Annotated in this window: 10 protein-coding genes; 1 reads left to right on the forward strand and 9 read right to left on the reverse strand. The window is 73.5% G+C overall.

Annotated elements, in window-relative coordinates; all coding sequences use genetic code 11:
• From ACFW2Y_RS29825 to ACFW2Y_RS29855, 7 genes are all read right to left on the reverse strand, one after another.
• Window positions 1-115, reverse strand: a 115-nt coding sequence (locus ACFW2Y_RS29825; RefSeq protein WP_384885366.1) for an adenosylhomocysteinase, incomplete at its 3' end; no start/stop codon positions are given.
• 295 nt (window positions 116-410) lie between these two features.
• On the reverse strand, window positions 411-1,376 hold the full coding sequence (locus tag ACFW2Y_RS29830; protein WP_384885353.1) for a cation diffusion facilitator family transporter: 966 nt from the start codon (window positions 1,374-1,376) through the stop codon (window positions 411-413).
• Between the two features lie 66 nt (window positions 1,377-1,442).
• Window positions 1,443-2,597, reverse strand: a complete 1,155-nt coding sequence (gene manA / locus ACFW2Y_RS29835; RefSeq protein WP_384885355.1) for a mannose-6-phosphate isomerase, class I — start codon at window positions 2,595-2,597, stop codon at window positions 1,443-1,445.
• 224 nt (window positions 2,598-2,821) lie between these two features.
• A complete protein-coding gene (locus ACFW2Y_RS29840) occupies window positions 2,822-3,970 on the reverse strand; it encodes an SIS domain-containing protein (protein ID WP_384885357.1) in 1,149 nt (382 codons plus the stop codon).
• 257 nt (window positions 3,971-4,227) lie between these two features.
• Window positions 4,228-4,410 carry a Trm112 family protein gene (locus ACFW2Y_RS29845; RefSeq protein ID WP_384885358.1) on the reverse strand — a complete coding sequence of 61 codons (183 nt, stop codon included), beginning with the start codon at window positions 4,408-4,410 and terminating at the stop codon, window positions 4,228-4,230.
• A 91-nt stretch (window positions 4,411-4,501) separates the two neighbouring features.
• A complete protein-coding gene (locus ACFW2Y_RS29850; RefSeq protein ID WP_384885360.1) occupies window positions 4,502-5,869 on the reverse strand; it encodes a phosphomannomutase/phosphoglucomutase in 1,368 nt (455 codons plus the stop codon).
• Between the two features lie 114 nt (window positions 5,870-5,983).
• Window positions 5,984-6,418: a DUF3499 domain-containing protein gene (locus tag ACFW2Y_RS29855; RefSeq protein ID WP_384885368.1), complete on the reverse strand. Its 435-nt coding sequence runs from the start codon at window positions 6,416-6,418 to the stop codon at window positions 5,984-5,986.
• Window positions 6,419-6,717: 299 nt separating this feature from the next.
• Here ACFW2Y_RS29855 and ACFW2Y_RS29860 point away from each other — a divergent pair, with 299 nt between their 5' ends.
• Window positions 6,718-7,173, forward strand: a complete 456-nt coding sequence (locus ACFW2Y_RS29860) for a metallopeptidase family protein (RefSeq protein ID WP_384885361.1) — start codon at window positions 6,718-6,720, stop codon at window positions 7,171-7,173.
• 63 nt (window positions 7,174-7,236) lie between these two features.
• Here the strand turns inward: ACFW2Y_RS29860 and ACFW2Y_RS29865 are convergent, their stop codons facing one another.
• A complete protein-coding gene (locus ACFW2Y_RS29865) occupies window positions 7,237-8,769 on the reverse strand; it encodes a DUF5719 family protein (protein WP_384885363.1) in 1,533 nt (510 codons plus the stop codon).
• Window positions 8,766-12,413: a glycosyltransferase gene (locus ACFW2Y_RS29870; protein ID WP_384885364.1), complete on the reverse strand. Its 3,648-nt coding sequence runs from the start codon at window positions 12,411-12,413 to the stop codon at window positions 8,766-8,768. Before ACFW2Y_RS29870 ends, ACFW2Y_RS29865 begins: the two co-directional genes overlap by 4 nt.
• Window positions 12,414-12,675: the final 262 nt, after the last annotated feature.

Raw genomic sequence — 12,675 nt, forward strand, 5'->3', positions numbered from 1 at the left:
GGCGGATCGACATCAGACCGGGCATCTCGTGCTCGGCCAGCGTGATCTCCTTGCGGCCGAACGCGGCCAGGGACAGATCGGCGACCTTGAAGTCGTGGTGGGTGACAGTCGTCATGACTGGGCTGCTCCTCGTGTCTGCGAGTGCAAGGGTCGGTTGAGGTGCCTGACACCGGGGGTGCGGTCCCCGGACATAGGAATGCCCGGGCGCTTCCTCGGTGCCGTCGTCGGAGGCCCTCTCTCCCTCGGACGATCCGTGGACCGCCCGACCGCCATCAGCAGCGACGTCTGGCTGGTCACGAATCTACACCGGTCGGCGCGGAGGCCACAGTCCACATCGAGTCGCGGGGGGAGGTGAGCCGGGACGGGAGATCGAGACGTGCGGCTCCGAGGGGTCCCGGTCCGCGCCCCGGTCAGTGGTCGGGGCCGCCCGGCGCCTTGGCCGGGTTCCGGCCCGCCGAGGCGGCCGTCTCGCTGTAGATGTCGGGCTCCAGGTAGATGACCCGGGCGATCGGAACGGCGGCGCGGATGCGCTCCTCGGCCGCGTTGATGGCGTTCGCGACCTCGGTGGCCGTGTCGTCGTGCTGAACGGCGACCTTGGCCGCGACGAGGAGCTCTTCGGGACCCAAGTGGAGCGTGCGCATGTGGATCAGGCGGGTGACGGTCTCGCCGTCGACGACGGCGGCCTCGATCTTCTTGACCTGGTCGACGCCGGCGGACTCGCCGAGCAGCAGCGACTTGGTCTCGGCGGCCAGCACGATCGCGATCAGGATGAGCAGGACGCCGATGCAGAGGGTGCCGATGCCGTCCCAGACTCCGTTGCCGGTGAGCAGGGCCAGGCCGACGCCGCCGAGGGCGAGGACGAGGCCGACGAGGGCGCCGAAGTCCTCCAGGAGGACGACCGGGAGCTCGGGGGCCTTGGCCCGGCGGATGAAGTCCTTCCAGGACAGGCCGCCGCGGATCTCGTTCGACTCCTTGATGGCGGTGCGGAAGGAGAAGCCCTCGGCGACGACCGCGAAGAGGAGGACGCCGACCGGCCAGTACCAGGCCTCGATCTCGTGCGGGTGCTTGATCTTCTCGTAGCCCTCGTAGACGGCGAACATGCCGCCGACGGAGAAGAGCACGATGGAGACGAGGAAGGCGTAGATGTAGCGCTCGCGCCCGTAGCCGAAGGGGTGCTGCGGGGTGGCCTCGCGCTGGGCCTTCTTGCCCCCGAGGAGCAGGAGGCCCTGGTTCCCGGAATCGGCGACGGAGTGCACGCTCTCGGCGAGCATCGAGGACGAACCGCTGAAGAGGAAGGCCACGAACTTGGCTACGGCGATCGCGAGGTTGGCGGCGAGGGCCGCCACGATCGCCTTGGTCCCGCCTGACGCGCTCATGGGTGTGTGGGTTCCCTTCGTCGGTGCTCCGGCTCGATCGCCGCGGTTCGGCCGGTCATTCTCGCATCAGGCCACGACGGTCGCGCGAAAGACCGTTCCCGCTCCGGTCAGTTCGATGGTCTCGCCCGCCGGTACGAAGACGGACTCGCCGGGTCCGAGGGGAGCCCCGCCCGCTGTCGGGCGGCCGGCGACGGCCAACAGGATCTGGGGGGTGGGGGCGGTGAGGTCGGTCGGGGCGGCGCCCTCGGCACGGACGAAGCGGGAGAGGCGGAACTCGTCGATCGGGGTCTCGTAGACCTCCTCGCCGGAGGGCGAGGCCTCGGGACGCAGGACGCCGGGGTCGATCACCGGTTCGAAGCGGACGATCCGGAGGAGTTCGGGAACGTCGACGTGCTTCGGGGTGAGGCCACAGCGCAGCACGTTGTCGGAGTTGGCCATGATCTCGACGCCGAGTCCCTCGATGTAGGCGTGCGGGACGCCGGCGCCGAGGTAGAGGGCTTCGCCGGGCTGCAGCCGGACGTGGTGGAGCAGCATGGCCGCGATGACGCCGGGGTCGCTCGGGTAGTGGTGGGCGAGGGTCGCGTACGGCGCGTGGGCTCCGCCGAGCTCCTCGGCGGCGGCGGCGGCCTCGGCGACGGTGTGCGCCGTCTCCGCGTGATCGGCGGTGAGCAGGGCCGTGAGGACCTCGCGGAGCGCGGCCTCTTCGGGGTGGGCGTGGAGGAGGTCCACATAGGGCTTGAGGGAGTCGACCCGGAGGGCCGCGATGAGGTCGGCGGCTTCGGTCGGGGGCCGGAAGCCGCACAGGCCCTCGAAAGGAGTGAGGGCACAGATCAGCTCGGGCTTGTGGTTGGCGTCCTTGTAGGTGCGCTGTGGGGCGTCGACCGGGATGCCGGCGGCCTCTTCGGCCGCGTGCCCGGCCTTGGCCTGGGCCAGGTCGGGGTGGACCTGGAGGGAGAGCGGGGCGCCCGCGGCCAGCAGTTTCAGCAGGAAGGGGAGCTGCGGGCCGAACTTCTCGACGGTGTGCTCGCCGAGTTCGCGTACGGGGTCGGCGGCGATGAGTTCGTTCAGCGGGCCGCGCCCGGTGCGGGAGGGGGCTCCGGGATGGGCGCCCATCCACATCTCGGCCTGGGGCTCGCCGGTGGGGGCGGTTCCGAGCAGTTCCGGGATGGCCGTCGTGGACCCCCAGGCGTAGGGGCGGACGGTGTTGACGAGGCGGTCCATGGTGCCTGCCAGCTCCTCGGGGTGGTGACGGATGGTACGGAGTGTCGGGAGACAGGTGACAGGGGTCGGATGACGGACGGGTGACGGGGCGGTGGGCGAACGGGTGACGGGGTGGTGGACGGGGTGCCCGTGGGGGTCCTTGAGGGGGCGGGTGCCCGTGAAGTGGGTGGGACGTTGGTCGGAGAAGGGGCACCCTGGTGGGGTTGCGGAGCTCCGGTGTGCCCCTAGCGGGCGGTGCGGGCCTGGGTGGCCAGGGCCAGGTAGACGGCTGCGAAGTCGGTGACCGCGAGCAGTTCGGCGAGGCTCTCCAGGTCGCTGCCCTCCTCCGGTTCGAGCTCGCTGATGGCCGTTTCGTGGCCGAGGGCGAGTTCGCGGGCGGCCGGGGCGGCGGTCAAACCGCCCGCCGGACGGTCGCGGAGCAGGACCACGCGTGCGCGGAGGGCTTGCGGTTCTTCCACGCGGTCGCGGAAGAAGTCGTCCGGGTCGGCGCCGGCCGCGTAGTCGCCGGCGAGGAGGACTCCGTGTGCCGGTAGCGCCTCCGGGAGTTCCGCGGCGAGTGCGGGGAGGCCGGCGAGTTCGGCGAGCACGGCGGCGAAGCGGCGGCCGGCCGGGCCCGCTGCGTAGCCTTCGGTCCAGATCAGCGGGAGCGTGTCCGCGAGCTCGGCGGCGAGGGTCTTCGCCGGGTTGCTGTACGTGGCGATGGCCGGCCCGCAGCGCTCGGCCGTGTGGTCGAGGCGATCGGCGACCTTCTCCAGTGCCTCCGGTGGTGCCTCGATGAGGCCGACGCGGTCCAGCAGCGCGAGCAGCGGGGTGAACAGGGCCCAGAGTGCGCCCGGGCTGGCCGCGATGCTCTCGGCGTACTCGTCGGGGGCTTCGTTCGGGGCGATCGACATCGGGACGAACAGGCCGTGCGAGCCGTTGACCGTTTCGGCGAGCGGGGAAGCCTTGGGGGCGACGGCGACGACGGTGATGCCGCGGCGATAGGCCTGCTCCGCGAGGAGGGCGAGGCCGGGCTCCGAACCGTCGGTGGTCGGGAGTAGCAGCAGGTCGACGGAGCCCGCCCAGCCCGGCAGGGCCCAGCGGAGCGCACCCGCCGCGGGGGCGACGCCGGTCGGCTGGAGTCGTGCGACGGGGGCCGAGCTTCCGCCGAGTGCGCCGATCAGGTCCGCGACGGCTGCGGCGGCGGTGCCGGGCCCCGCGACGAGGACCGCACGGGGGCGACCTTCCGGGCGGAGGTCGGCGATGCCGGCTTCGGCGGCGTGGCGGGCTGCGGTCCGAACCCGTGCGCCGGCTTCGGCGGCGCCGCGCAGAAGGCCGCGGCGGTCAGCCAGGGCGAGGTCGTCCGGGGCGTCGAGGAGGGTCTCGTCGAGCATGTGCGGTGCCTCCGGTCGTCGGAGCGGGGTCCCTGTGGTGCGGTGTCGGGCGGGGCGTTCGCGGGAGGAGCGGGTCCTGGTGGTGTGCGCCCGGGCCGTTCCGTTCCCGTCCGTCCCCCCCGAGGGCCCGGAGCTCCGGGGCTTCTCATGGGGTGCCCGTCCGGGGCGGTCGCGCCTCCGGAGGGGCTCGTACCGGCGGGGCCGCGGACGCGTGGACCTCCCGGGGCCTCCGGGGGCTCGCCGGTGCTGCGGGTGGCCTAGGCCGGGCGGCGGGCCTCGTCCGTGAGCAGGACCGGAATGCCGTCGCGGACCGGGTAGGCGAGGCCGCAGTCGGGGCTGCTGCAGATCAGTTCGGGGGTCTCGTCCGCCGTGCGGTCGTTCAGCGGAGCGTGACAGGCCGGGCAGGCCAGGATCTCCAGGAGGCCGGCTTCGAGCGGCATGGGGGGTTTCCCTTCGAACAAATGGATAGGGCCAGGTCAGCCTACCGCCGGGGAACGGGGGGCGCCCCCGTTCCCCGGCAGGTGGGCGGGGTCAGTCGGTGGCCCGGACCAGGGCGAGGACCGCATCGCGGACCTTGGCCATGGTGGCCTCGTCCCGGGCCTCGACGTTGAGGCGGAGCAGCGGCTCCGTGTTGGAGGCGCGGAGGTTGAACCACCAGTCCTCCGCCGTCGCCGTGAGGCCGTCGAGCTCGTCGAAGGCGACGCCGTCCTCGTCCGCGTACGCCGCCTTGACCTTGGCGGTGCTCGCCGCCTGGTCGGCGACGGTCGAGTTGATCTCGCCCGAGGAGGCGTACCGGTCGTAGGAGGAGACCAGGTCGGACAGGGTGCCCTCCTGGCCGCCGAGGGCCGCGAGGACGTGGAGCGCGGCGAGCATGCCCGTGTCCGCGTTCCAGAAGTCCTTGAAGTAGTAGTGCGCGGAGTGTTCGCCGCCGAAGATCGCTCCGGTCTTCGCCATCTCCTCCTTGATGAAGGAGTGGCCGACCCGGGTACGGACCGGCTGGCCGCCCTGCTCGCGGACGACCTCGGGCACGGACCAGGAGGTGATCAGGTTGTGGATGATCGTTCCGCCGGGGTTCTTGGCCAGCTCGCGTGCGGCGACGAGGGCCGTGATCGCGGACGGGGAAACCGGCTCGCCGCGCTCGTCGACGACGAAGCAGCGGTCGGCGTCGCCGTCGAAGGCGAGGCCGAGGTCGGCGCCCTCGGCGCGGACGCGGGCCTGGAGGTCGACGATGTTCTTCGGGTCGAGCGGGTTGGCCTCGTGGTTCGGGAAGGTGCCGTCGAGCTCGAAGTACATCGGGACGACGTCGAGCGGGAGTCCCCCGAGCACGGTGGGGACGGTGTGGCCGCCCATGCCGTTGCCCGCGTCGACGACGACCTTCAGGGGGCGGATCGTGGTGAGGTCGACCAGGGACTTCAGGTGTGCGGCGTAGTCCGCCAGGGTGTCGCGCTCGCTGATCGTGCCCGTCCGCGTCGCGGCCTCCGGGGCGCCCGTCTCCGACCACTGCTGCGCGAGGGCGCGGATGTCGGCGAGGCCGGTGTCCTGGCCCACGGGTGCGGCGCCGGCACGGCACATCTTGATGCCGTTGTACTGGGCCGGGTTGTGGGAGGCCGTGAACATGGCGCCGGGCAGGCCGAGGCTTCCGGAGGCGAAGTACAGCTGGTCCGTGGAGCAGAGCCCGATGAGGGTGACGTCGGCGCCGAGGCGGGCCGCGCCGCGTGCGAAGGCGGTCGCGAGGCCCGGCGACGAGGGGCGCATGTCATGGCCGACGACGATCGCGTCCGCCTCCGTCACCCGGACGAAGGCCGCGCCGAAGAGCTCACTGAGCGTCTCGTCCCACTGGTCGGGTACCACTCCGCGGATGTCGTACGCCTTCACGATCTGCGACAGATCGACGGTCACGGATCCACCCTCCTGAGTTCTCGGCACGCGTGTGCGGCGCGTGTACGGAACGCCAAAGCTACCCGCAGACCGGAGGCGCGGACCCGGAGGTCCGTGACGGGTGGCCGGTTGCCGTCAGTTGTCGGGGGACCGCAGCACCCTCAGGTGGCCGCGGCGCCCGACCTCCATGGGGTCGCCGCCGCGTCCGCTGCCGCCCTTGCCGCCGGCTTCGGCCCTGCGCTCGTGGGGGCGTGCCGCCTCCCGCACCGCGTTGGCCAACGCTTCGAGGTCGTCGCCGCTGGGGCGGGTGGGGGCGGATCCGTCGGTGAGCCGCACCACTTCCCAGCCGCGGGGTGCGGTGAGGCGCTCGCTGTGCTCGGCGCACAGGTCGTAGCAGTGGGGCTCGGCGTAGGTGGCGAGCGGGCCGAGGACCGCAGTCGAGTCGGCATAGACGTACGTCAGTGTCGCGACGGCAGGGCGGCCGCACGCAGTGCGCGAACAGCGACGTACAGGGCTCACGACGTTGGACGGTACCGCACTCTTGAGCGGGCCGCGACGACTCTTCCTCAGGTCACTCCACCGTGTCGCGATGTGACCTCCACCACACACCCTCGCGCGGTGGCCGTTCTGACCTGCGGAGGAGGGAGGACAGGGGGGTGGGGGTAGGGGGGTATTCGGACACCTTGGGATGCAAATCCGGTCAAGCAGGGCCAGATGGCCGATCGTCGCTGCCGGTCGAATCGAGCACCCGGTTGGCCGGAACGTTCAGGTTTCGACAAGGCGGGGGGCGGGGGCGCGGGCGCGCGGGGAAAGGTGGCGAGGATGCGCCACGGTGCGGTGGGACGGATGGGGGTTACGCTGCGTCAGTGATGGAAAGTCCTGTGCCGCCGAGTCCTTCGCACCGTCCCACGGAGCCCCCGACGGAGCCGCGGGTCCGTCGCCGAGACCGGCACGGCCGCGGGATGCGGGGGCCGGTCGCTCCGCCGCAGGTACCGCTCTCCGCGAGCCGGTCCGACACCTTTCGTGACCTGGTCCTCGACTCGGTGGAGCGGCTCGAACGGCGCTGGCCGCAGTTGGCGGACGTCGACTTCATGGTGATGGAGGTGCCGCCGGCGGTGTCGGGCGAGACCGTGCCGCTGGGCGGCTCGGTCCCGGCGGAGAAGAACGAGCCGGCCCGGGTGGTCGTCTACCGGCGGCCGGTCGAGCTGCGTTCGAAGAGCCGGGACGAACGGGCCCTGCTGGTCCACGAGGTGGTCGTGGAACAGGTTGCGGAACTCCTCGGCCTCTCCCCCGAATCGGTCGATCCCCGGTACGGACAGGACTAGTACGAACGGATCCGGTCACCCGGCGGGCCCGACGCTCCGGTCGGCGCGGGCCCGGGCCGCACCTCAGCCGAGTACGCCGAGGTCCTGGTGGGCGGTCGGGAGCTGGACCGTGCCGCGGTCGTCGACGAAGGTCTGGACGGTGAACATCGGGATGCCGTCCTCAGGAACGGCGAGCGTCCGCGCCGCGTACACCTTGCCCCCGGAGACCGGCTCGACGGTCAACGCGTAGGAACCCCTGAGCCCCGCGGGCACCAGGTCGGGCAGGACCGTCGTCGTGCCCGCCTTGACGGTGACCGTCTTGGACACCGGCGTGCCCGCCCCGGAGCCGGCCGAGGCCGTGACCTTGACCTGGGCGTCGGCCCCCGGAGCGGTCAACGAGAGGGTCGACGCCTTGGCGCGGTTGTCCGCGACCGTCGCCCGCGCGGAGACGGCGGCGGTCGCCGGGACGAACGCGATCTCGGTCTTCTCGCCCTTGCCCCGGACGACCTGGAGCGCCGCCACGACCGGAGTCGCCTTCTTCGGGTCGCTCGGGGTGAGCAGCAAGGAGCCCACCGCGCCGCGCGTGAGCTCGGGCAGGTCGACGGCAGCCGTCATGCCGGACTTCACGTGCAGGGAGTCGGCCCCCGCCGGCACGATCGTCCCGGTCGGGGTGACCAACTGGACCTTGAGGTCGGCATCGTCCTCGCCGGGGGCGAAGACCACCAGGCGCACCGAGGCGGCGTCGGCCGGGATGCCGGGGAGCACGGCGCTGCTCGCCGGGTCGGTCGCGGCGGCGAGCCAGTCGCTGCCGAGCTTGTCGTCGGCGACGGCGACGGCGGCACTGACCCGTCCGCTGCGGGTGCTGACGTGGACGGTGACGTCCCGCTGTGCCGCCTCTTTGGTGAGGGTGGAGAGGAGGACCGGGACGGTGGAGCGGGCGGGGACCGGGATGCCCTCGGTGAACTGGGACTTGAGGACGCCCTCGGGGCCGTACAGCTCGATGTCGACGACGGCTGCGGTGTCGTCCGGGTTGGTGAGGTGGAGGTAGTCCTGGCGCTCCTTGGCCGTGGAGGCGGCCGGGAACCAGAAGTCGGTGTCGGGGGCTCCACAGGCGAGGCCGCGGAGACCGCGTGCGCCACCGGCCGGGACCATGCTGGTCTGCTGGACGGTCCAGCCGGGGGCGAGGGTGCCGGTGGCCGTGCCGATGAGGGCGGGCGCGGCACCGCCGTCGACCTGGACCGTGACGGGCTTTCCGGGGGCGGTCACGGTGGCCGGGACCTTGGGCTCCTTGGGCTTCTTGCCGCTCCCGGTGGCACCGTCGGAGGTCGTCGCCCCCACGGCGGCGCGCAGCAGCGCCGTCGGCTGCGCGGTCTTGCCGGAACCCGCCGCGGAACCCGTCTCCTTGCCCGCCGTCGGGGTGTACGAGGTGTAGAGCGTCTCGGCGACCTCCGAGGTGCTGGGCACCGGGCAGGCGAGGCCGACGCGTTCCACCGGCAGACGGGTGGTGGCCGTCGCCCCGGGGGCTGCGGTGCCGTCCGGAGCGGTGAGGGTCGCGAAACCGGTGACGGCGGCGAGGGCCGTGGCGCCCGCGATCAGGGAGAGGGTCGTGCGCTTCACTGGTTGCTGCTCCCGTCGGGACGCTGCTCGGTCTCGTGGCCCTGGGGGTACCCGTAGTCGTAGCCGTACCGGTCGTACTGCTGGGACCGGTCGTACTGCTGTTGGTCGTACTGCTGCACCTGCTCGTAGCCCTGCTCCGGGTAGGGCTGCTGTTCGTAGCCGTGCTGGGGGTACGCGTAGGGCTGCTGCTGGTAGGGGTCAGCGGCGTAGTCCCGGTAGTAGTCCTGGTCGGCGTACGTCCCGTCCTGGGGCTGCTGCGGGGCCGGCTCGTAGGCCGGGGCGTATCCGCCGTCCGCCTCCCGATCCGGGTCCCGGGGCTCGTGGGAGGGCTGCTCCGGGATCGGGGCCGGTTCGCCCGGCGGGAACTCGGGGGCACCGGCGGCCTCCGCCTCCGCGGCGGCGCGCAGCCGGCGGGCACGACGGCCGTCGCCCTCGGTCGCCTGGGCGGGGATCGAGAGCTCCTCCTCCGGCAGGTCGTCGTCGATCTGGCGGCGGCGACCGGGCAGGGCGAGGACGAGCAGCACGACGGCGAGACCGGCCTGGGCCCAGATCCATGCGGTGTGGGTGAGCGGTGCCTCGTACTCGAGGTCGAGGCGGCCCCCCTGGACGGGGAGTTCGAAGCCCTGCGCCCAGCCGTCGACGGTGGTGCTCTTCAGTTCCTTGCCGTCGAGGGTGGCGGTCCAGCCGTCGGCGGCGCGGTCGGCGAGGCGCAGGACGCGACCGGCGGGGCCGGCCGGGACGTCGGTGTGCGCTTCGACGGGGCCGGCGGCGACGGCGACCGGAGCGGCGACCTCGGCCCCGTCCGGTGCGGCGCCCTTGGCGACCGGCGGAACGATCATGATCCGGGCGATCTCGCGGTCGACGCGCCAGAGCGCGCTGCCGTCGAGCTGGCTCAGCCGGCTGAGCCCGGGGGTGGCGTCGAGGACCCGGCTCATCTGGCGCGGCGCCCCGTCCCGCACCAGGACGTAACGGATGGCGTAGCCGCTGAGCTCCTGGGTCTGGTCGGCGCCGGAACCGGCGACGAGTCGGGCCACCACCTCGTCGAGGCGGGGGTCCGCTTCGGCACCGGCGGTCAGCTCGGCGTCGCCGAGCCGGGCACCGGAGCCGCGGACCAGGGTGTAGGCGACCTTGCCGGGCGCGCTGCCGCCGAGGACGAGGGTGCGGGGCTGGTCGCGGGTGCCGCTCTCTTCGGCGACGAAGGCCGGGACCTGGACCGGGTCCCGGCGGGTCAGCGGGCCGTCGGCGCCGCCGATCATCCAGCCGACGGCGGCGACGGCAGGGCCGAGGGCACAGCCGAGGGCGATCAGGGCGGCGACGGGCTGTCGCCAGCCGAAGCCGTGGGCGGCGACGCGGGTGCGACCGCCCTCGGCGCCGATGGTTCCGGCGGCGATCAGGGCGGCGCCGTAGACGAGGGTGGCGGGTCCGGCCCAGCCGGTGCCGCCCGCGCCGTTGCTGAGGGCGGCGAAGAGGAGTCCGGCGAGGGCCGCGACCCAGGCCGCACGGACGGCGAACGCGCGCTCCTCGCGCAGGAGTCCGGCGAGGGCGGCGAGGACGAGGCCGATGAACAGGAGGCCGCCGAGGGTGCCGGGCCCGCCGGGGCTGGTGCCCAGCAGTTCGAGTGCGCTCGCCGTGCCCGTGCGGACGTCGAGGCCGGCCTCGCGCAGGAAGGCGCCGGGGTCGGTGAGGAGGTCGATCGACCAGGGCGCGAGGACCAGCAGCGGGGTGCCGACGGCGGCCAGGAAGCGGAGCCCGTACGCCGTGATGTCGTCCCTGCGCACGGCGAGCACGCCCAGGCCGAGGAGCACGGCGAGCGGCCAGACGACCGGGGTGAACGCCATCGCGAAGGTGAGCAGGAAGGCGTACGCCCAGGTGGCGCGCCAGCTGCCCCGGTCTGGTCGGTTGAAGCCGTGGGCGGCGACGGCCGCACGGGCGATCAGCGGCAGCAGGATCGCGAGGACGGCGGTGCCGAGCCGGCCGGCGGCGAGGGCACCGGTGGCGGCGGGCAGGAACGCGTACGCGATGGCGCCCCAGGCCCGCAGCAGTCGGGACTCGACGATGCCGCGGGCGGCGAAGTACGCGGTGAAGCCGGCCAGGGGGACCGAGCAGACCAGCAACAGGGTCAGCGCGGTGGAGGTGGAGCCGAGGAACAGCGCGGAGAGCACGGCCAGGACGGCGAGGTAGGGCGGGGCACCCTGGGTGCCTCCGGCGCCGATGGGGTGCCAGGCGTCGGCGTACCGCGACCAGAGTCCGGAGACGGTGTCCGGGGCGGGGAGCAGGGCACCGCCGGCGAGCGAACCGCCGGCGAAGAGGTTCCGGCAGGCGACCAGGGAGACGAGGAGGAGCAGGGCGAAGAGGACCGGACCGGGCTTGCTGGCGATCTTCTTGAGCCGGGCGAACTGCTCGACCTCCAGGTAGTCGGCGTCCTCGTCGCCGGGGCCGGACTCGACGACGCCGTGGCGGGAACCGCCGGTGTCGGTATCGCTGCTGCCGAAGTGGGAGGCGACCTGCTCGACGGTGGCGCGGAGGGTGGCGCCCGGCGGCGGGAAGAGCGGGCGGAGTTCGCCCGCGGGGACGGCGGGGTTCTTCCGGCGCTTGCGGGCGGCAAGGATCTTCTCGGGGCGCAGCAGGGTGACGAGGAGGCCCATGACCTCGTCCACCGCTTGCCCGGGGGCCTTGCCGACGAGGTAGCCGAGGGTGCGGAGCAGGGTGCTGAGGACGAGCCTCAGGAAGACGTAGGGGAGGGCACGGCCCCGGGTGTTGGCGAGGAGGGTGTGGACGGCACCGGCCTTGTCGACGCGGTGCGGGTTGGCGGCGGTGCGCCCCGCGCAGTCGACGCTGCGGCGCTCGCGGGCGGACGCCTCGGCGTGCCGCAGGACGGCGTCGGGGGCGACGAGGACGCGGAAGCCGGCGGCATGGGCGCGCCAGCACAGGTCGACGTCGTCGCGCATCAGGGGGAGGCGTCGGTCGAAGCCGCCGAGTTCCTCGAAGGCGTCGCGGCGGACCAGCATGCCGGCGGTGGAGACGGACAGGACGGAGCGCACCTGGTCGTGCTGGCCCTGGTCCTGCTCGCGGCGGTCGAGTCCGGTCCAGCGGCGTCCGCTGCGGGCGATGCTGACGCCGACTTCGAGGAGCTGCTTCCTGTCGTACCAGCCGCGGAGCTTGGGGCCGATGACCGCGGCGTCGGGGTCGGCGTCGGCGACGCGCAGGAGTTCGGCGAGGGCGCCGGGCTCGGGGGCGCAGTCGTCGTGGAGGAGCCAGAGCCACTGGACCGGTTCGCCGTGCGGGAGGTCCGGGAGGTCGTACGCCTCGTCGTTCCAGGTGCGGCTGACGGGATCCCAGCCGCTGGGGCGCTTCAGGTAGGGCAGGTCCTCGGGTCCGAGCACGGGCGCGGTGTGGGCGGCCTCCTCGACGGCGGCGCCGAAGCCGGTGCGGCGCGCGAGGTGCAGGACGCGGTCGGCTCCGATGGCGTCGGCGACGAGCTGCGCCGAGTCGTCGGCGCTGCCGGTGTCGGCCGCGACCGCGTTCTGCACGGGGCGCTCCTGGGCCAACAGCCCGGCGAGGGCGTCGGGCAGCCAGCGGGCGCCGTCGTGGGTGACGAGCACGGCGGTGACGACGTGTCGCGGAAACTCAGGAGTTGAGGACATCGAGCTACGGGCCCTCCGGCCGGGGTCGCCCGCGGGGGGCGTGGGGGTGCGTCTCGGACGGAGGCCCACACTAACGGCTGTACGCGGAGCGGTCCGCCGTCCTGTGGACAGTCGGCCCGTGATCGGGGCGGGGCGGAGGGGGCGCCCCGCAGTGGGTGCTCCGGGGCGGGCGCTCCGGGCGATCGGGTCGGGGCGACCCGGTGGCACGGACGGCCGGCTCCCGTGGGCGGGGCGCGGACGGGCGGAGCGGGGAGGGCCGGGG

It is taken from the genome of Streptomyces sp. NPDC058877, from assembly GCF_042742855.1.
Taxonomy (GTDB): Bacteria; Actinomycetota; Actinomycetes; order Streptomycetales; family Streptomycetaceae; genus Streptomyces.